Source organism: Pseudomonas alkylphenolica (assembly GCF_004025535.1).
In the GTDB taxonomy this organism is placed as follows: Bacteria; Pseudomonadota; Gammaproteobacteria; order Pseudomonadales; family Pseudomonadaceae; genus Aquipseudomonas; species Aquipseudomonas alkylphenolica_A.
In genome coordinates this window covers 246,685-267,972 of the sequence record NZ_QJRG01000050.1, presented here as the reverse complement: position 1 = coordinate 267,972, position 21,288 = coordinate 246,685, and the positions used below count along the sequence as shown (strand labels likewise).

13 protein-coding genes and 1 pseudogene are annotated in these 21,288 nt (G+C 60.5%); 8 read left to right on the top strand and 6 right to left on the bottom strand.

All coding sequences use genetic code 11. The features are described 5' to 3' along the window. The first annotated feature begins 163 nt into the window (after positions 1–163). Both DM813_RS27965 and DM813_RS27960 read left to right on the top strand, forming a co-directional pair. Positions 164–1,639 carry an APC family permease gene (locus DM813_RS27965; protein ID WP_128326642.1) on the top strand — a complete coding sequence of 492 codons (1,476 nt, stop codon included), beginning with the start codon at positions 164–166 and terminating at the stop codon, positions 1,637–1,639. A gap of 58 nt (positions 1,640–1,697) precedes the next feature. Then, a complete protein-coding gene (locus tag DM813_RS27960; RefSeq protein WP_241653265.1) occupies positions 1,698–2,894 on the top strand; it encodes an iron-containing alcohol dehydrogenase in 1,197 nt (398 codons plus the stop codon). Here DM813_RS27960 and DM813_RS27955 read toward each other — a convergent pair. Continuing rightward, entirely contained in the window at positions 2,871–3,767 is an 897-nt protein-coding gene (locus DM813_RS27955; protein WP_128326640.1) for a LysR family transcriptional regulator, read from the bottom strand. The two genes, DM813_RS27960 and DM813_RS27955, sit on opposite strands and share 24 nt — an antisense overlap. Positions 3,768–3,851: 84 nt before the next feature. Then, positions 3,852–4,619: pseudogene (locus tag DM813_RS27950) on the bottom strand (ParA family protein); the annotation flags it as partial. Positions 4,620–4,901: 282 nt separating this feature from the next. On the opposite strand from DM813_RS27950, the gene DM813_RS27945 reads away from it, so the two are divergent. Further along, the gene (locus tag DM813_RS27945; RefSeq protein WP_128326638.1) at positions 4,902–5,096 is read left to right on the top strand and encodes a hypothetical protein; all 195 of its coding nucleotides are present in this window, start codon (positions 4,902–4,904) and stop codon (positions 5,094–5,096) included. 72 nt (positions 5,097–5,168) lie between these two features. On the opposite strand, the gene DM813_RS27940 is transcribed toward DM813_RS27945, so the two are convergent. From DM813_RS27940 to DM813_RS27925, 4 genes are all read right to left on the bottom strand, one after another. Continuing rightward, positions 5,169–6,695: a class I adenylate-forming enzyme family protein gene (locus DM813_RS27940; protein ID WP_128326637.1), complete on the bottom strand. Its 1,527-nt coding sequence runs from the start codon at positions 6,693–6,695 to the stop codon at positions 5,169–5,171. Positions 6,696–6,706: 11 nt separating this feature from the next. Further along, positions 6,707–8,125, bottom strand: a complete 1,419-nt coding sequence (locus DM813_RS27935) for an aldehyde dehydrogenase family protein (protein WP_128326636.1) — start codon at positions 8,123–8,125, stop codon at positions 6,707–6,709. Positions 8,126–8,321: 196 nt separating this feature from the next. Continuing rightward, positions 8,322–10,199: a sigma-54-dependent Fis family transcriptional regulator gene (locus DM813_RS27930; protein WP_164897309.1), complete on the bottom strand. Its 1,878-nt coding sequence runs from the start codon at positions 10,197–10,199 to the stop codon at positions 8,322–8,324. A gap of 74 nt (positions 10,200–10,273) precedes the next feature. Next, entirely contained in the window at positions 10,274–11,686 is a 1,413-nt protein-coding gene (locus DM813_RS27925; protein WP_128326634.1) for an MATE family efflux transporter, read from the bottom strand. 286 nt (positions 11,687–11,972) lie between these two features. Here DM813_RS27925 and DM813_RS27920 point away from each other — a divergent pair, with 286 nt between their 5' ends. From DM813_RS27920 to DM813_RS27900, 5 genes are all read left to right on the top strand, one after another. Beyond that, entirely contained in the window at positions 11,973–12,188 is a 216-nt protein-coding gene (locus DM813_RS27920) for a hypothetical protein (protein WP_128326633.1), read from the top strand. A gap of 123 nt (positions 12,189–12,311) precedes the next feature. Beyond that, entirely contained in the window at positions 12,312–13,991 is a 1,680-nt protein-coding gene (locus DM813_RS27915) for a response regulator (protein WP_128326632.1), read from the top strand. A 100-nt stretch (positions 13,992–14,091) separates the two neighbouring features. Continuing rightward, positions 14,092–19,134: an MBG domain-containing protein gene (locus tag DM813_RS27910; RefSeq protein ID WP_241653256.1), complete on the top strand. Its 5,043-nt coding sequence runs from the start codon at positions 14,092–14,094 to the stop codon at positions 19,132–19,134. Between the two features lie 2 nt (positions 19,135–19,136). Continuing rightward, positions 19,137–20,882, top strand: a complete 1,746-nt coding sequence (locus tag DM813_RS27905) for a ShlB/FhaC/HecB family hemolysin secretion/activation protein (protein WP_128326631.1) — start codon at positions 19,137–19,139, stop codon at positions 20,880–20,882. A 50-nt stretch (positions 20,883–20,932) separates the two neighbouring features. Further along, a complete protein-coding gene (locus DM813_RS27900; RefSeq protein ID WP_128326630.1) occupies positions 20,933–21,205 on the top strand; it encodes a hypothetical protein in 273 nt (90 codons plus the stop codon). Positions 21,206–21,288: the final 83 nt, after the last annotated feature.

The following is a 21,288-nucleotide window of genomic DNA, read 5'->3' as shown; positions in this document are numbered from 1 at the left end:
CAACAAATCCATATGCCAGCCTAAGCACATATGAATTTTCATTGATGTTTGGCCCATTTAAGCTCCTGCCGTCTCCTTTCCTGAAGGAGTTTGTTTCGTCGGTAAGACTTAACAAACAAGGCAAATCTAAAAATAAATGTGTCTGCCGACTCAAGGAATTCCTATGTCATCAACACGGCCAAGCGCCGATGAACGCCTGCTGCACAGCCAGGGCTACACCCAGGAACTGCAGCGGGGGTTATCCCTGTGGTCCTCATTCTCAGTTGGCTTTGCCACGGTTTCGCCGGTGGTCGGCATCTATTCGGTGATGTCGCTGGGCGCCATGAATGCGGGCCCCTCCTGGGTCTGGATCGTCCCGCTATGCCTGGCCTTGCAGCTGCTGGTCGCGCTGGTCTACGCCGAACTGGCCTCGCAGTACCCGCTCGCTGGCGGTTGCTACCAGTGGGTCAAGCGCCTGGCCGGTGATCGCTGGGCCTGGTTTACCGGGTTCATGTACCTGGCCTCGGCATTGGCATCGTTAACCACCGTGGCGTATCTGGGTGGCTTCTGGTTGTGGCTGTTTTTCACCGGCGAACCGCCCGCCGCCAATGCTCAGGTGTTCTGTGGCGCAGTGCTGTTGCTGGTCGGCCTTGGCGTGAACCTGTTTGGCATCAACCCGCTCAAGTATTTCGTCAATGCCGGCATCATCGCCGAAGCGATTGCCTCGATCGGTATCGGCGTACTGTTGCTGCTGTTTTTCCGCAACCATTCGTTGTCGCTGGTATTTGAAGGCCTGACGTCATCGCAAAGTGCCGACGGGTCCTACTTCACGGGTTTTCTCACCGCCATGGCCGTGGGTGGCTGGGCGTTTCTCGGGTTTGATGCGTGCTCGCAGGTTTCCGAGGAAACCGCAGACGCCCGCACCTCGACCCCGCGTGCGATCTTGCGCTCGATGATTCTGGTCGGGTTGACCGTCATGCTCACTGCATTTGCGGTCACCCTGTCCTATACCGACACCGCTGCCATGGTGTCTGGCCAGGTCATCGACCCGGTCACCCCGGCAGTCGTCGACGCCTTTGGTGCCTGGTCGGAACGGCCGTTCGTAGGCATCGTGCTGGTGGCGTTCATTGCCTGTGTGGTCTCGGTGCAGACCTATATCGGCCGCGCCGTATTCGGCATGGCTCGTGACTCGATCCTCCCCGCTTCGGCCCTGCTGCGCCGCGTCGACAAACGCAAAGTGCCGTTTGCCGCCATGGTCTTCAGCACGCTGTTTGCCAGCTTCGGCCTGACCCTGGGTTTGAACGCGACGGCGGTCGGCACCCTGATCGCGTTTGGCAGTGGCGGCTTCTTCGTGGTGTTCCTGATCGTGGTGACCTGCGCCCTGCTCGCCCGCCTGAGCGGCAAATGGAAAGCCGAGCCCGGTGTGTTCAGCCTCGGCCGCTGGGGCGTGCCGATCAACCTCGCCGCGTTCTGCTGGCTGGTGTTCGAAAGCATCAACGTCGCCTGGCCAAGGGTTTCCCTCGCGCCGCCCGGTGCGCCGTGGTTTCAGGTGTGGGCGGTGATCCTGGTGTTCTCGGTCCTGGCCATCCTGGGCCTGATCTACATGGTCTACGCCAAACCCTATCAACGCAGCGTCAGCCCGCACCTGCGCGCGCAATAACACCCTTCGTCTTGCCGTGCACGGCGCAACCACCCTGCGCCGTGCCGATCTGGAGTGCCTGATGTCCCTTCACTATTGGAATTACCCCACAGATATCTTCTGCGGACCGAGTGCGCTCGAAACCCTGGCAGAGCGCTGCACATTGCTGGGCATGCGTAACCCCTTGCTGGTCACCGACCCTGGCATGCTGGCGCTGGAACCGTTGGCACTGCTCAAGGCCCACCTGACCCAGGCCGATATTGCCTTCAGCGTATTCAGCGAGGTAGCCAGCAACCCGAGCATGGACGACGTGGCACAGGGCGTTGCGGCGTTCAAGGCCGGCAAACATGACTCGCTTATCGCCCTGGGCGGCGGCAGCGCAATGGATGCCGCCAAGGGCATCAGCCTGGCAGCCGTTGATGCGCAAGGCCTGCAACGGTTCGAGTGGTCGCAGGTGATGGCCAGCTACCCCACCCTGGCGGACTTTCCGCGCCTGGGCCTGCCACCGCTGATTGCGTTGCCGACCACTGCCGGCACGGGCTCGGAACTGGGCCGCGAAGCGGTGTTGACCGAGCGCGAAGCAAACATCAAGCGGGTGATCAGTCACCCGGAACTGCTCCCGGCCACTGTCATCCTCGACCCGGTGTTGACTCGCGGCTTGCCGGCCGCCTTGACGGCGGCAACCGGTATGGACGCCCTGACCCATCACATCGAAGCCTTTTGCTCGCCGCTGTATCACCCGATGTCATCGGGCGTTGCCGTCGAGGGTATTCGCCTGATCCAGCAGCACCTGGTCAATGCGCAGGCCAACGGTGACGACATGGTTGCCCGCGAGGGCATGCTGGTGGCCTCGGCCATGGCCGCCGTCGCCTTCCAGAAAGGCCTGGGCGGCGTGCATGCCCTCGCCCATCCACTGGGCGCGCGGTACCACAAGCACCACGGCTTGTTGAACGCGATCCTGCTGCCTTATGTATTGATCGCCAACCGCGAAGCGATTGCCGTGGATATCGCGCGCCTGGCACGCTACCTGGAGTTGCCAAAGACCGATTTCGACGGCTTTCTCGATTGGGTGCTGGACCTGCGCAAACGCCTTGGCATTCCACACTCGCTGGGTGAAATCGGCCTGGATGCCGACGCAGCGTGCTGGGTGGGGGAACAGGCGCTGGCCGACATCTCCTCTTCGGATACCAATGCCTGCGCCCTCAGCGCCGAGGACTACAGCCAGATTTTCCGCAATGCGGTAAACGGCGTACTACAGGTTGTGCTCAGCCAGTAATTCATCGATGAATGCACGCACCGCTTCACTTTGTGGGTGGCCCACATGAGTGATCATGCTGTGCTGCACTTCGTAGCGCAGCGTCGCAGGATGCAATGCGCGCATTTGCCCACTGTCCAGCCAGGGGCGCGCGTAGTGGACCGGCAAATACCCCAGGTGAGTGCCGGCCAGCACACCGTGGGCCACCGCTTCCATATGGTGAGCGGTGGCTGAGGCGCGCTCGGGTGTCACCGGCAACACTTGTCCAGCCGGCAAAAACCCATGGCGGATCCAGTCACTGGCCTGCAGTTGTTCGAGGGTGGGCGCATCCACCTCGAACAACGGGTGCTTGCGCCCGCAGAACATGCCGATTTCTTCGGTGTACAACGGCTGGTAAGTCAGCGTCGGCAACGGCCGGCTGAAATAGGAGATCGCCAGGTCCAGTTGCCCGTCGATCACCGCCAGCTCCAGTTCGGTGGGCGAATTGACGAAAATGTGCAGGTGCATGTCGTGTTCGCGCTGATAAAAACGGGCGATGGCGGCATCGATCCGTGCGGCGGGCAGGGTCGCGATGTTATCGGCCAGGCCGAGGTACAGGTCCCCCACCAATCGTCCGGACAGGTCCTGGGCCTCGTCACGAAAGGCGTCCACTGCATCGAACATCGCTGCCGACGCCTTGAGAATGCGCTGTCCTTTTTCGGTCAGGCGAAACCCGCCCTTGCCGCGCTCGCAGAGGCGATAGCCGAGGCGCTTTTCCAGGCCGGAAATGTGCGTGCTGATGTTGGACTGGCTCATGTTCAGCTCGGCCTGCGCCGCGGTAAACCCACCGCACTTCACCACCGTGGAGAAAATGCGCAACAGGCGCAGGTCCATGTCCGAGACATTTCTAAGCACGGGCTATCTCGCTGTGAGTTGAGTGGGCGTGCGTACCGGCAGCAACGCCCCGTATCGAGCCAGATTCAGCGAGTGCGTTGATAAGGCGCGTTGCTCGAGCACATCCAGCAAGTCTGCAAACTCCAACGAAAGCTTGTGCTGTGGCGCCAGGTGGACAATCGGTATTGAGACTTCATGAGACTCGCGCATCTTGATGGAACTGCTCAGGTAGGCCGGCAGCACAGGGTACCCTTCTTCACGAAGCGTTTCGATCAGCGCGTGGTGCAAAGTTGTCCGGCTGAACTGATTGACCACGATCCCTTCTACCTGCAACGACGCGTTGTGATCCTGGCGAAGTTCATCCACCTGGGCGATTACCCGCTGCAGCGCCTGTAAAGAAAAGCTGTCGCAATCGAATGGAATCAGCAGTCGTTCGGCAGCGATCAAGGCGCTGAACGTGTAGAAGTTCAGCGAGGGTGGCGTATCAATATAGATGCGGTCGTAGTCAGCGGATAATTCCACCAGCAGCTTTCGCAGCTTGTTGACTTTGAATTTGCGCTCAAGCTTGGGCTGCAAATCAGCCAGATCGGGGCAAGCGGTCACCAGGTGAAGGTTGTCGTATGCGGTTTCAGTGATCGCCACCCGGCTGTTTTTGCTGATAGGCCCACTCGAAAGGGTCTGCCGGAAAAAGTCGGCGATGCCTGCCGGAATCGCACCTGCGGTCAAGCCCGTGAGGTAGTGAGTCGAGTTCGCCTGGGGGTCAAGATCGACCAGCAATGTGCGGTAGCCCTCGGCAGCGCTGACAGCGGCCAGGTTGCAGGCGATGCTGGATTTGCCAACGCCTCCCTTCTGATTGAATACGACACGACGCATAAGGCATGAAGTCCAAAACGGCAGTGGCCGACTAACGAAGATGAAGAAATCAGGTCAATGATATGACCGATATGTTTCACTTTTAAGACGATTGGATCCACTTACCCTAGTCGTGAACGTCAGATTGTCCAACCCGCAGAAAAAAGCCTGACAGACCAGTGACATGCCAAATCCCACTGAATCGATGAGTGGTTGCGGTCGAAAACCGGCGAGGCGGCATAATGGTGCCATTGCTGTTTCCCCATCAGCCTCCTCACTCAGCCGTTGCGAGCCCCTTTTTCAATGAACTCCGAAAGACGTTACTCAATCATCTTGGAACACAGTGCCGAGGTGCTGCTTAACAATGCATCCATGGCGCAGGTAGAGGCCTTTTGGGATGCCAACGACGCTCGCTACTTCGGCTTGCGCATGGAAGACGAACTCAGCGCGCATGCACGCGTCATGGTCACGGATGTCGTGCCGGACGATGAGGACTGATACCCGTTCAGGGTTGACACCCCACCAGCGTTTGCGGGGAATTGCTCCCCGCAGGACGCCATCTGTCAGCACTTACTCAAACAGCTCCCTGAGCTTGCGCCTCATGACTTTACCGCTGGCGGTCTTCGGCAAGTCATCGACGAAAGCAAAACGCCTTGGGACTTTGTAAGCCGCCAAGCGCGTGCGGCAGTGCTGTTCCACCTGCGCAAGATCGACATCAGCGCCCTGGCGCTTGACGATGTACGCCTTTGCCAGTTCCCCCTTGCTCGCATCAGGAACGCTGCCGACAGCCACCATGGCCACCCCGGGGTGTTCGGCAATAACCCTTTCCAGCTCGGCGGGATAGATATTGAAACCGGCGGTGATGATCATGTCCTTGAGCCGGTCAACCACATAGATGAAACCGTCTTCGTCAAAGCGCGCCAGGTCTCCGCTATGAAGCCAGCCCTGGGCATCCTTGACCTCCCGGGTAGCCTCGGGATGGCCATGGTATTCCTTCATCACGATCGGCCCACGCATCTGCAGCTCGCCAACGATGCCGGGTGCAGACACCGGCTCGCCCGTAGCCGGGTCGATGATCCGCGCTTGCTGGTGAGGCAAAGGAATACCAATCGAGCCCAGGCGCCTGGGCCCGTACAGCGAATGGGTGGTACCCAGCCCGCCCAGCTCCGTCATGCCCCACAGCTCGAGCAAGCGACAGCCGAAGCGCTTTTCCACCTGTTCCATCCTGGCTTCGGGCATGGTCTGGCCACCCACGGTGCAGCGCGTCAGGGACGACAGGTCGAACGCCTGCAGGTGCGGATGCTCGAGCAGGTACATGTACATGGTCGGCACACCTTCGAAAATCGTCGCCCGATGGCGTTGGATGCTGTCTAGGATGGCCTGCGCGTCAAAGGTTTTGTGCAGCACCAGGGTCATGCCGTAACCCATCGCTGCATTCATCACCACGTTGCCATACACATGCGAGAACGGCAGTGCACTCACCACAACGTCGCTGGGGTTGCGCACATGCAGGGTAGCCGTCATGGCAACGTTCATGAGGATCGACTCATGGGTAAGCACTGCGCCTTTGGGGTGGCCCGTGGTGCCTGAGGTGTAACCAATGGTCGACACGTCTTCGGCGCAGGTTCCCGCCAGCGGGAATCGGCCCTCAAGGGATGTGTGCTCCAGCAGCCCATACAGGCTGACAGCGCCGTGCACTGCAAGGCCGTCGAACTGGATATAGTCTCGAAGGCTAGTCTTGGCAGCGCAGGCTTGAAGGCCGGCGATCTTTTCAGCAGCGCCGAAGACCGCCACCGAACCACAGTCGGCCATGGCAAACGCGGCCTCGGCAGCGGTCAGCATGAGGTTGAGCGGGTTGACCACGGCGCCGGCCTTGAGGATCGCGTAATACGCGATGATCCACTCCGGGCAGTTCGGGGAGTAGAGCGACACAACGTCCCCTGCCCTTACGCCCCTGTCCACCAATGCCTGGGCCGTGAGGTTGGAGAGGTCATCGAGTTCGGCAAAACTCCAGGTCCTGCCTTCGAAAACCACCGCAGTCTTGTCGCCAAAGCGTAACGCCGCCTGGCTGATCAAGGCGCCAACAGATGCTTGCATGGTGCGCCTCCTCAGTGCCCGGCTTTTTGCAGTACGGTCTGGATGTTCGTGTACTCCGCGAGGCCATGCAGTGAATTTTCAATGCCCAGGCCCGAGGTCTTGTGACCGCCGAAGGCGATGTGCGGTGAAAATTGATGGGCATGGTTGATCCAGACGGTGCCCGCTTCCAGACGCCTTGCTATACGCTGGGCCTCCTCCAGATCGTTTGACCAGACACTGGCAGCGAGGCCGAAATCGGTACCGTTGGCCCGAGCGATCACCTCCTCGACATCGCTGAACCTGAGCAGCGGCAGCACCGGGCCGAACGCTTCTTCGGTGACGCAACGGGCGTCGTCCGGCGGGTTATCAATGATCGTGACCGGGATAAAGTAACCCTTGGCTGCACTGGCCTCACCGCCGATCAGGAAGCGTTGCTGGTTGATCTGGCAATCCTGCAGCAGGTCTTTAACTTTTTCGTACTGCATGCGGTTCTGCAGGGGGCCGAGGTCGACACCGGGTTGCATGCCATTGCCCATCCTGACGGTGTGCGCATAGGCCACAAGCTCGCGCGCGACGTCGTCGTACACGGCTTCATGCACATACAGGCGCTTGCAGGCTACGCAGAACTGGGCGCTGTTGGAGAAGGCGGCCCAGAACAGGTCTTTGGCGATGGCCTTGGCATCGACATCCGCCAGCACGATCGCCGGATCATTACCGCCCAGTTCCAGCGTCAACCGCTTGAGATTGACCGAAGCGCTCTGCATGACCCGCTTGCCGGTTTCAGTCGAACCGGTGAACGAGATCTTGCCGATGCCCGGATGCTCGGTGATCCACTGGCCCAGCTCATTACCCCCGGAGAGTACGTTGAGCACACCGGGCGGCAGGATCTGATTGGCCAGCTCGCCCAGCAGCAGCGTACACAGCGGCGTAAAGGGCGAAGGTTTGAGCACCATGGTATTACCGGCAACCAGTGCAGGTGCGACCTTCCAGATGGCCAGCAACACCGGGAAGTTCCACGGCGTGATCGCGCCGATCACGCCGATAGGCGTATGGCGGGAAATAATCTGTTCATCGCCGTCCTGCTCAACCACTTCATCCTCGAGCGACTGCCTGGCGATCTCGCGGCACCAGTGGATAGCGCCACCGATCTCCCATTCTGCGCCGGCACGTGCCTTGCCTTGCTCGGTGATCAGGAGTTCGACGAACCGCTCGTGGTGCTGCTCCAGCGCATCACCCAGTGCACTCACAAGGCGCTGCCGATCGGCAAGCGGCCGCTCGCGCCACGATTTGAAAGCAACCTGAGCGGCGTGCACCGCCTCATCCAGGTGGGCTTTGCTGGCTAGCGGAACGGCGCAGATGACTTCCTCGGTGGCAGGGTTGATCACATCCGCGGTTTCAGGGGTGCGGACAAGGCGTCCATCAATGGACAGTGCGAACGCTGCAGGTTGCATCGGGATCTCCCAGGCCTTCGGCCGTTTTTCTTGTTGGAGATCACGCAATTGCAAACGGTGAGCCAACTCGAAAAACGGCTACAGAGCCTTCAGATCGGTGCTCTGCAGGCAGTACGGGCATCACGCTGTCGCGCAATGGGACACCCCGGAAGATGGGGTGTCCCATAGTCGAACACTTCGACGCTGGCGTTTCGCTTCAGGGTTTGGCCAGGCGTTGCAGGCTGCGATAGAGCGTGGACCTGGACACACCCAGGGCTTTAGCGGCGGCGCTGACATTGCCGTCATGCGCTGCAAGGCTGCTGGTCACCCACTCATCCTTCAGGCTGGACAGCGAGGTACTTGGGGAGCTCGAGGCGTTTTCCACAATGCCAGTGGCGATGCGTCGGGGCGCAGAAATTTCTTCCGGCAATGTGTCCAGCCGAATCTCACCGGAGGGCCCGCTGAGCGCGCAGGCCACCGCCATGACATGACGCAACTGGCGGATGTTGCCAGGCCAGGCGTAATCAAGCAGCAGTGCCTCGACGTCCTCGGCGAGTCGACACGCTGCATGGGCACCCTCAGGGTCGGTCAGAAACGTGTGAATCAGGTGCCTCAGGTCCGCCCGCTCGCGCAGGGCAGGAAGCTGCACACGAAAGCCGCTTAGCCGGTAATAGAGGTCTTCGCGAAACGCGTTCGCCTCAATCATCGAGGCCAGGTTGCGGTGCGTGGCCGACACCACTTGAATGTCGATCCTGATCTCCTTGACGCCACCCAATCGCACGTTGCTGCGTTCCTGCAGGCTTCTGAGCAGGCGCGTTTGCAACTGCAACGGCATGTCACCGATCTCGTCGAGAAACAGCGTACCGCCATTGGCCTGTTCGATCTTGCCAGGCGCCCCGCCGCGTCTGCTGCCTGTGTAAGCGCCCTCTTCGTAGCCAAACAACTCGGCTTCGGCAAGGCTCTCGGCAATGGCCGAGCAATTGATCGCAACGAAGGGCTTGCCGGGCCGGGTGGCCTCATGCAGGCGACGGGCAAACCATTCCTTGCCGGTACCGGTTTCGCCCTGCAGCAACACCGGAATCTGACGTTTGAGCACCAGCGCTGCGCGGTTGAGCAAGGTGTCGATCGGATCGTCTGGCGGCGGCAGCACCGCCGCCACGGCCCTTGCCTGCGGTTTTACCGAGCGAGGCCTTTGCAGCATCGACAGGTACAGCACGGCACCGGTATGCGTGCGCACGGGCTGGGCGCCACCGGCGCTCAGCAGGTCCTGGAAGGGATGATCTACAAGCGCATTGAATTCAAGCCGCTGCCCCTTTTGCACGAAGTCTTGATCAAGACGCAACATCTGCTTGGCGCATCGATTGGCCGTCAGCACACGGCCGTCCTCACGCACCAGCAGCAAGCCCTGGAGAGGGCTACCGAGTAGCCGTGGGTCTTCGTGAATGCCGATCAGGATTCCGGCATCACTGCTGGCAAACAGGCTGTTTTCGATGGAACGTGCCGCCAGGCTGACACGCTGAAAGGCGCGCGGATCGATTGCCGCGTCAAACCCGGTCGCATCCAGCACGCCGGCAAGGGTGCCGTCGATGCCGAACACCGGCGCGGCGACGCAACTGAAATGGCTCAACTCGTCAAGAAAGTGCTCACCGCCCTGAACGACTGAAGCTTCGCCCTCACTCAGGACCACGGCAGGTGCATTGGTGCCCATCTCGCTTTCAGGCAGTTTGCGGCCACATTGCAACGGCAATCTCAGTTCACGGGGGGCGCGATCATGGTTGCCGACGCTATGAATGATGGTGCCGTCGGCATTGGTCAACAGCACCACCCAGGCAGGCGACTGCATCGACTGCCACAGGTTGAGGATGTCTGGCGTTGCGATGTCGATGAGCGTTCGATGCGCCTCGCCGACCCTGTGGGCTTCAGCACGGCTTACCGATTGCCCGAACAGCATTCTGTCCGCTGGCCGCAACCCCGCAGCCAGGGTGCGCTGCCATGAGCGCAGTAACGGCTGGGAAACCAGGCCGGGCGAGAGTTGCCCGTCCAGGAACGACCGTCGGGCCTGAATGATGTCCAGTGAGTGGCCATGCTGAGCCATAGGTAGCAGCCCCATTCTTATGATTTTGAGGCGCAGTGTATCCGATCCGAAAAGGATCTTGGATGGGGGCGATGCTACTGACTGGGAGCACGCAGGTCAGTACAAGCGCGGTTGATGTTGCTGCGCGGCCAGCCTATCCGGCCGAACCATGCCCCGGCCGCTACCGCTGCAGTGGTTACCAGGCCATACACCACGAACGCCACGCCTTGGGCAATGAACACGTAGATCAAGTCAGCACCCCAATGCAACGCAAGCCATCCGCCGAGACCGGCCACGGCCAGGCGGGCAAGATTCGCCGCCACAGGCCAGAACAGGCGCCCTGCCCCTTGCGAAGCGAAATGCAACACCTGGCCCAGGCCGAAGAAACCGTACAAGGGGCCGACTACCTGCAAATACTGGGTTCCGGCATCGAGCATGGCAGGTTCGGTGCCGAACAACAGCAACCAGGAGCGAGGAAAAATGGCCGCGGTGAGACCAATGGCCTCTGTGATCGCAAAGGTAACCGCGGCGCCCACCCATGCGGCTTTGAGGGCGCGGGCCCTATCGCCGGCGCCGATGCAGGTACCGACCATGGTCAATAGCGGCGCGCCAAAACCGAACGCCAGTGGCACCAGCAAATATTCAAGACGTGCTGCAGTCCCGTACCCGGCAATGGCGTCTGGGCCGAACTGACCCGACAACGCCGTCGCGATGCCGATTGACAGGTTGGTGGCGACTGTCGCAATCAGTCCGACCATGCCAACGCGCAGGATGTCACGAAACAATGGCCAACGTAGTCGCACACTGGTAAGCCTGGGCTTTAGCAGGCTGCGTGGCGAGCGCAGGTACATCCAGAGCGCGAGGGTACCACCGAGGTAGTAAAGGAGCAGCGCTGCAGCACCACCGGCTATACCCATGCCGGGAACCGGCCCCCAACCGAAAATGAGCATCGGCGATAACGGCACCAGTACTACCGCGCCTGCGACCGTTACCTGGGCGGGCACTGCCATGTTGCCGGTGCCGCGGATCACGGCAGACAGCGCATTAAATAGCCACACCAGCACAGCCCCTGCAAATACCCAGTGCGAATACACAAGCGCCGACTCGAGTGACGCACCCGTTCCGCCCATTTGCGTGTAAAGCCATCGCCCGCCCACCAGGAGTGTCACGGTGAATAGCAGGCCAAAGCCCAGAGCAATGAGCATTGCATGACACGTCAGCGCGTTGGCCTCTTCCCGGCGTTTCGCGCCAAGGCTGCGGGCGATCGAAGAGGCAATACCGCCGCCGATCGCACCGGCGGAGCTCATTTGCATCAGCATGACAATTGGAAACACCAGTGCCATCGCCGCCAGTGCATCGCTGCCAAGCTTGCCGACAAAATAGGTTTCAATAAGGCCGACAGAGGCCTGCACCACCATTACCAACACATTGGGTAGCGCCAGCCGCAAAACGGTTGGCAGGATAGGTGCTTCCAGCAGCAGGCGCGTGCGCGGATCAATCTCGGTCATGGTTATCCCCCCTTGTACATTTTATTGTTCGGGCATTGACCTACATTGGATCGCTGGAAAAGGCATCAGTAAAATGAACAGTTGAAATTTCAAGTATTCACAGCTTGCATATCTGCTTCGGCCTCTCGCCCAACCAAAAGGAGTACAAATGTACTCTTCGTTACAGCTCAACACACAGTAGTGCGTCCACTACAGGTGTTTCGTTGTTTCCCTATTTTGTCGAAGCCTTTTCCAGCGCAATGATTGCCATCAACACGGCGACTATGCCGCTGCCTGGAGAATGTTGATGAACAGGTATTTCCATGTGATCTACAAAAAGGGCCGGCATGCCTGGCTCATGGCGCGCAACGTCCTTCGCGGCGTCGGCATCGCAGGGTATGGCTGGCGTGAGGCGGACGCCCGCCTGGCTGAAGCACTGGTAGAGCTTGAGCGGGAAAACCTGTACTGGGCCATGCACGTCCATGACCACTCGACGGTAAAGGACCACAAACGGGGCGAGTGACGTTCTATCCTCTTAGCTAATACGCCATGTCCACCACCTTCAGCAGTTATCGGTGCCGCACGATGAGCGCTGCCTGAGCGTCTATTCTCAACGCTCAAGCCCATCACCAAGGTAGCCAGGGACATGGCAACAGTGCTTATCATCGATCCGCACCCGCTCAATGCCCTCAGCATGGAGTCGACCCTGACCTCGGCCGGCCACACCGTAGTAGGTGTGGCCAACAACGGGCTTGTGGGGCTGGATCTGGCTCGCAGTGAGTCGCCAGACCTGATCATTCTGGACCTTGAGGTGCCCAGGCTCGGAGGCCTGGACCTGATCAAGCGCATTGTTGCGCGCAAGGGCACCACCCGTTTGCTGGTGTTCACCGCCCTGCCTGCCGAAGCCTACGAGCCACTGTGCATCGCCGCGGGCGCTTCGGGATTCGTCGACAAAACGGATTCGCCTTCAGCGTTCAGCGATGCGGTCAACAAGGTGCTGCACGGCAAGACCTACTTTCAAGCTTCGGCGTTGCGCACCAGCACGGCGACCGACAACGCGCTCCCGCCATTGACCGCCAGGGAGATCACGGTGCTGCATTACCTGGCAGAGGGTTACCGGGTCAAGCAGATCGCCGGGGAACTGGCGATCAGTGACCGTACGGTCAGCACCTACAAGTCCAGGCTGCTGGAAAAAACGGGGACCCACTCGCTGGTCGACCTGCTTCAAGTCGCTGCCAACCGGGGGCTGCTGGAGAAAAAGGCCGGAGCGAAGGATTCAGCCGACGCCTCATTGTCAGCAGCAGACCTGAACTTCAACACCCTGCTCGACAAGGTCCCCTTTCCTGTTTGCCTCAGAGCACCGGATGCCCGGATAGTGGCCGCCAATCAAGCCTTCCTCGACTACCTCGGGTTGACGCTGGAGTCGGTGATCAACGCCCGGCAATGCGACATTGGCGTTATCGATACCGAGCACCTGGAGTACGCACGCAAAACCTACAGTGCTGCGGTAGAGAACCGTATCCCGTACATGATGGTGGTAGTCGTCAGCCTGCGCGGCGAGCGCCGCGTGGTCAAACACAGTGGCTGCCCTGTGCTGGCTGAAGATGGTGAATTTGTCGGCATGCTCTGCTCGTTCATCGATATCGGTGAAGAGGAAAACCAGATACAGGCGCTCCGCGATCAGTTGGCCTATTTTTCCTCCATCTACAGTCGCCGTGGTACGTACCTGATACAACATGGGCAGGAAGTTACGGGCTACATCAACAAAGCCAGAGATATTGTCGCCAGCCACCAACACAGTGACGACAAGCACGCGTTGCTCGGGCTGCTGGAGCGCATCGACGAGAGCGTGCGAATGGTTGGCGAGATGGTCGACCTGGAGCAAGGGCACGTCCGCTACAGCCCGTTTGCACAAGACCTGAACACGCTCACCGAGAATATCCTCAAAGCCCTGACCGACGACGCTATGCCCCCCAGGTCATTCCTCAAGGCCTCCCCGCCTCCCTGGGGCTGGATAGACGCCACACCTTACGCCAGCCTGCTCAAGGCCTTGATGCTCCACCTCAAACACGAAGGCGCGAATCATGTGTCGATCCAGGCCAGCGCGATAGAACGCGACGCCGGGCTCCTGGACTGGACGCTGCAGGTCAGTGCCACGATGACTGCAAACGAGCAGCGGGCCTCTCCAGTTATTTATCTGGCCATGGCAACAAAGATCAGCGCACTGCTGCAAGGCGATCTGGTCATAGCAGAAGATGACGATCAACGCTTCGAGGCACAGGTGAAGTTGAAAGTGCCTGTCGCCGCCGCCCATCCACCCCATTAACATCAGGGACGCACTACAAGGCGTTGCGTGAACCCACGCTTACCCGGATCAGGGTACGGATCAATCATTTCTCCTAGTTGATACCTCTAGGAGAAACACCATGTACACGTATCCGAAACCGGGGCTGGGACACCCCTGCGGTACCCTTACCGCACTGTGTGTTGCCGTCGCGCTGGCCACCGCAGGCATCACCGCACCGGTGTCGTGCGCCGCAGCTGCCGACCTGCCACAGGCCGGGCAGGTAATCGGTGGCCAGGCAACGATCAACCAGCAAGGCAAGCAGATGGAGGTCAACACCTCCGGCGCGCGTACCGCGATCAACTGGCAGAGTTTCAACGTAGGCCCCGACCACAAGATCACCTTCAACCAGCCGGACGGCAAGTCGGTCACCCTTAACCGCGTGATGGGCAGCGACCCGTCGAAGATCTATGGCGCGGTGACGTCCAATGGCCAGCTGATCCTGGTCAACCCCAACGGCGTGTGGGTCGGCCCGAATGCTCACATCGCCTCCAGTGCGCTGATCGCCAGTGCCGGTTTTCTCACTGAAGAACAGGCCAGGCAATTCGCAGCCACCGGCAAGCTGGATATTCAACTGACCGGTTCGGTCACCAACCAGGGTCGCATCACCGTTCACGACAACGGTATGGTTGCGCTGCTCGGCGCCCAGGTGTCCAACGCAGGTGTCATTCAGGCCAGAAAAGGCACTGTGCAGCTGGCCACCGGCCCGCAGGCAACCCTTGATTTCCACGGTGACGGGCTGCTCAACATCGCCGTCAGTGGCAACCCGGGGGAGCCTGGCAGCGTCAATGCCGACGTCACCGGTGGCGTCCATAACAGCGGCGAAATCGACGTCGCGGGCGGCGTGGTGAGCATGAGCGCTCAGCGCGCCGCCAAACACCTGGATTCGGTCATCAACCTGGGCGGCAATGTAAATGCCGACTCGGTCAGCAATGATGGCGGCACCATTGTGCTGGGCAGCGCTGCGCAAACCAACGTCACCGGCAACCTCAGCGCCAAAGGCAGCAACGGTGGTTCGATCAAGGTGCTGGGCGATGCCGTGAATGTGGCTGGCAGCGCCAGAATCGATGCTTCCGGCACCCAGGGTGCAGGTGGCAAGGTGCTGGTCGGCGGCAGCTTTCAGGGCAAGGGCGCTGAGCCTGCAGCCAAAACCACCCATGTCGCCAAGGGTGCGGCGCTCAAGGCTGACGGCACAACCGACGGTGGGCGGATCGTTGTCTGGAGCGATGGCTCGACGCATTTTGCCGGCTCTGCCTCCGCCACCGGCAAAGCCAACGGCGGCGTGGTGGAAACGTCGGGCAAGCACCTGACGGTGACCGCAGACGCCAACGTCAATACCCGGGGCGCAAAGGCCAGCGGCACCTGGTTACTCGACCCGCAAACCGTGAACATCAGCGCAACCGGCGACGATAACCTGGGCAGCGGTTCGGTGGCGGCCAGTGCCGTGGTCAATGGCCTGGCGCAAGGCAATGTGGTGATCCAGGCCACCGAGACCCTCAACGTCAATGCGCCGATCATTGCCACCAACCTTGCAACGGTCAACAACGACGGTCGTGTCAGCACCTCTACCCTGGCCCTGATCGGTGCAGGCAATGCCGGCTTGATCAGCACCTTCGATGGCAACGACAAGAGCCATGCCAATGGTGCGGTCAACATCAAGGCGCCGATCCTGCTCAAGGACGGCAACCTGTATATCAGCGCGACCGGTGACATCCGCCTGATCGACAACGCCCCGAACGGCAGCAGTGGTGACGCCGCTTACGGCCAGCGCGCGATCATCGACGTCGGCTCAGGTATCGCCTGGCTCAAGACCGCCAACACCGCGTCCATTTTCCAGCAGGCAAACACCGCCCTGATCGGCAGCAAGGTGGCGCTTGAAGGCGCAAGCGTGAGAATGGACAGCGGGCTGAACTTCGCCGGCGAGCTGGCGGGCAAGGCCAGCAACGGCATCTTTACCTTCAGCCAGACCAACGCCACCGGCAACGGGCCAGACACCAGCAAAACCATTACCGCGCCGTTGACCGGCGAAACCCTCAGCGGCGTCAAAGCCTATGCCCTGACCCAGGTCGGTACGCAGGTGGTCATTGGCAACAACGAAACAGACCGGACGGTAACCCTGAGCCCTGGCAACGGCCAGACGTTCGACTACGTGGTGTTCGAGGCGCTGAACTTTCATGACGAGAACGGCAACGAGATTCCCCAGGCCGATGTACTGCGCTACCTGGACAGCTCCGACTACCTGATTTACGGCATCAGTTTTCGCGACACTGACAATGCACTCTGGCAGTTCAAACCGAACCCCGCTGACGTCAATGCACCCATCGTCACCAGAAACGGCGTTACCGTCGATGTACCGGTGGGCTTTTCCCTCAGCCCTGTTGGCGGAACACTTGCTGTCGGTGTCAAGAACCAGTACTTCGAAAACTACTGGGGCGTTGATAGCGAGTACATCCCGGGGGCGGCCAACCAGCAGGAGATCCAGTACAAACCCTCCACCGACACATCCCAGCAGCTGATATTCAAGCTGCAGAGTGAAACCGACGCAGTACTGGCCAGGATTGGCTGGCTCGCCGACGATAAACCCTGGGTTCAAACCACCGATGGCAAGCCGGTCACTCAGCAAAACCTGTTCGAAACGGCGCGGATGCAGTTTCTGTCTACCCAGGACAAGAGCGACACCAACGTCACGATCGCTGGCAACAAGGCGGGCGTCATCGCCATCCCTGATAACGTCAGTCGTGAGTATGGCGAGCCAAACCCGGCCCTCACCCAGAACATCCAGTACAGCGGTGCCACCACCGAACAGGTGCGCGGCATCGACCACTACGTGGACGCCCAGCTCGGCAGGTCTGGTGTGACCCAATCTTCGCCTGCCACGGCAGCCGACGCGCAATCCAATGTTGGCGACTACGCCATCAAGGGTGGTTTGAGTGGCGACGCGTTCGCCCAGCAGCGCTACACCCTGCAGAACAACCCCGCCACCCTGACGGTCACGCCCGCGCAACTGACCGTCACTGCCAACGACAAAGGCAAGACCTACGGTGACAGCGATCCGGCACTGGATTATGGCGTGTCCGGGGCAAAACTCGGTCACAACGGCGCCGACCTGCTGCAGGGCGCGCTTGCCCGTCAAGCGGGTGAGAATGTCGGCCACTACGGCATCAATCAGGGTGCACTGGCGCTCAACAATGGCCTGGGCGGCAACTACACCCTGAAATATGTCGACGGCAAGCTGCAGATCTCCCCTGCGACAGTCACGCTACAGGCGCAAGACAAGTCGAAAGTCTACGGCGACGCCGACCCGGCACTCACACATGTGCTTTCAGGGCTGAAGAACGGCGACACCGCCGCTTCGGTTCTCAATAACGGCAGCCTTGGCCGTGAAGCGGGCGAAGACGTCCGCACACCTGGCTACAGCATCAATCAAGGCAGCATCGGCCTGAACAACGATCAGGGCAGTAACTACGTCCTGCAGTTCATCGAAGGCAAACTGACCATTACCCCGGCCGCCCTCACCCTCACCGCCGATAACAACGGCAAGGTCTATGGTGATCTGGACCCATCGCTCGGCTACCAACTCGGCGGCCTCAAAGGCCAGGACCAGGCCGGCGATGTGCTCAACAGCGGTGCCTTGCAGCGTCAGGCGGGTGAAGATGTCGTGGCCGGTGGCTACAACATCGATCAAGGCTCGATCGGGCTCAACCAGGGCAAGGGCCAGAACTACATCCTCAGCTATCAGGCAGGCACCTTCACCATTACCCCCGCTACCCTGCTGGTGCGTGCCGACGACAAAACCAAGGTCTATGGGCAAGTCGATCCCGCACTGAGTTATCAGGTGTCCGGGCTCAAACGTGGCGACCAGCAGGACGCCGTACTCAATAACGGCGGCTTGCAACGCGAAGCCGGCGAAGATGTAAAAGCGGGTGGCTATGCCATCGGCAACGTTGACCTGGTCAGCACCAGCCAGAACTACATCCTCAACTTCCAGGACGGCGTACTTACCATCACCCCCGCCGCGCTGCAAATCGATGCCGGCGACCATTCCAAGGTGTATGGCGAAGTCGACCCGGGCCTCACCTACCGGGTTAACGGCCTGGTCAATGGTGACAGCGCCGCAGACGTCCTCAATGGTGGCGCCGTACAGCGTGACAGCGGTGAAAATGTCGGCCGCTACACCGTGAACCAGGGCGATCTGGGCCTCAATGGCGGCAAAGGTGGCAACTACATTCTGACCTTCAACGACGGTCAGTTGGCGATTACGCCCGCCGAGCTGACGGTGACCGCCGATCACCAGACCAAGGTCTACGGTGATCTTGATCCCCTGCTGACCTATTCGGTGCAAGGGCTCAAGCACGGCGACAGCGCATCGGCCGTAGTCGCGGGCTCGCTGGATCGACAATCAGGAGAAAATGTCAGGGACAGCGGCTATGCCATCACCCAGGGCAATGTCGTGTTGAGCAGCGGCAACTACACGATGGTGTTCAAGGAAGGCAACCTGCAGGTTACCCCGGCGCCACTTGACGTCCACGCTGACAGTAAATCCAAGGTCCTCGGTGCTGTCGACCCGCAACTGACCTACCAGGTCAGCGGCCTGAAAAACGGCGACACGGCAGCTATCGCCCAGGGCTCGCTGGTACGCGCCCCCGGCGAAGCCATAGGCGCCTATGGCATTGGTCAGGGGCAGGCCTATCAAGCCGGTACGAACTACACCGTGACCTTCCACGACGGCACCCTGACCATCACCGGCCCGCTGGCGCCGATTGAACCGTTACCCATTGAACCTGCACCGGTCGGCCCGCTACCTGTCGAGCCGGTACCCAACGCGGTACGCCAGATCGTGCCCGTTACTGCGCAGTCGCCGGGCAACACCCGCTGCACGGCGCTGGAATCCCCCTCGGCCGTGTCCGCCAACTACTCGGTTACTCCGGCGGTGGCCCGCACCTATGCCGTGCAACTGATCTGTAAACCACGCGCCTATGGTGACGCCAGCAGCACCGTCCCGGATATCCAGGACGTGCTGGATTACGCCAACAGCCACTTCAAAGACGGCAAGTTCATCGTCCCGGACTGGAATCGCAGCGTCATTCCCCATGACCTGCAGGCGCCCGAACAGGGAGGTAAATAATCATGAACATCCATCCCTCACGCTTGACCCGCCTGGCGGTGGCAGTATTCTCTGGCCTGTTGCTGGCAGCACAGGTACAGGCCGCGCCGCTGGGACAACTGAACCCCGGCCGGGTCGAAGTGCCCGACCGTAGCGGCGCACGCACCTCTGCAACGCAAATGCCCGAAACCCTGCAACTGCCGGCAACCTCGGTGACCCCGCAACTGGAGGAAATGCCCAGGGAAATGACCGCGCTGCCAGCCGACATGCCGCGTTTCAAGGTCAACAAGGTGACGTTGATCGGTGTGACCAGCTACCCCCCGGGTACATTCAACCCGGTGGTGGCGCGCCTGGAAGGCAACCGTGTCAACCTCGGCGAAATCAATGCGGTGATCGACACCATCACCCAACGCTACCGCAAGGCGGGCTTCCTGCTGGCCAAGGCGTTCGTGCCGCAGCAACGCCTGGAAGGCGGCAACCTGACCATCCAGGTGTTCGAAGGCAAGATCAACCAGGTTGCCTTCAGCGGCCCAAGCAACCAGGCACTGGAACGCTACGCCGACAACATCCGTCAGGAAGTCCCGCCGACCAGTGCCACGCTGGAGCGTAACCTGCTGCTGATGAATGATGTTTCGGGCAACGACAGTCGCGGCACCCTCAAGGCCTCGCCCGTGGAAGCCGGGACTGATCTTGCGGTGGAAAACACCCAGCGCAAGTACGAAGGCTTTATCGGTTTCGATAACCGCGACAGCCGCTACTTCGGGCCCTGGCAGGTCTACGGCGGCATCGGCATCAACGACCTTACCGGTCGCGGCGATCATCTGGGCATTCGTGCCGGCAAATCTGTCGAAGGCGACAAGATGACCTTTTTCGAAGGCCAGTATGAATTGCCCGTGGGCAGCCAGGGCGATGTCCTCAGCCTGCTCGCCCAGCACAACGACGGCAACGCCGATACCTACTCGTTTCTCAACGCCAACAGTTCCGGCGACACCCTGGCGGTGCGCATCACCCGGCCGTGGATACGTCAGCGCGACGAAACCTTCAAGACCTCGGCTGCCTTTACCTATTACAACGGCAAGTCCGAGTATTTCGACGACCCGCACCACTCGCCGTCAAGCGACGACCGCATACGTGCCGTGCGCCTGGGCGCAAGCTACGACTTCATTGACAGCTATGGCGGCAGGAACCTGGCCAAGGCCGAGCTGAGCCAGGGTTTGTCGATCATGGGTGCGAGTAACGAAAGTCGGCAGAACCCTTCACGCGCAGGTGGCGAAACCGACTTCACCAAACTGCAGCTCGATGCTCAACGCTTGCAGGACCTGAGCCGCCTGATGGACGGTTTGAACCTGTACCTGGCCGCCACTGCGCAAACGTCCTTTGGCCAGGCGCTGCTGTCGCCGGAACAGTTCGGCGTGGGCGGCAGTGAGTTCGGGCGTGGCTACGACCCTTCGGAGATCACCGGTGACCGTGGCTTTGCGCTGAAAACCGAGCTGCAATACAACCGCATCCACGCCATGAAGGGTTATGCCATTCCGACCCAGTACTACGCCTTCTGGGACTTCGGCAAGGTGTGGAGTGAAGCCCCCAGCTGGGAGACTACGCAAAGCTTGTCCTCAGCCGGTTTTGGCGCCCACCTGCAGGTGTTCAAGGACACCTACGTCACCCCGGAAATCGCCTTCCCGCTGACCCGTTCGGTGTCGGCTGAAGAGCTGGATGACGACAACGGCAAGGCGCCGCGGCTCTACATCAACTTCCTCAAGCTCTTCTAATGCAGGTGAGGCGAATGCTCGTTATGAGCATTCGCCCCGGAGGTTTTCATATGACAAACGACTTCGAAACCCTGTGCACCATCCGCAGCGCGTCGTTCAATGACGAGGCTGCTGCCGAGTTGCTGCGCGAGCTGGGGCGTCTGGCGTTGACGCCGAAGCTGTCCCGACGCATCAACGACATCGCGGCCCACTTGGAGCATGACGCCAAGGCACTGGAGGCGCTCTACAAGGTTTTAAGCAATGCAGATCAGTCGTTGCCAGCGCAGGAGTACCAAACCACTGCGCCAGCGCCCACCAACACCGGTGGCAAGCCGATTCTTTGAATCATTGGAGGTCTGAAAAACCATGTAGGTTTTACCGGGCTGCCACTGAGCCAATCTGACTGAACTTCAGGGTGCGTACAGTT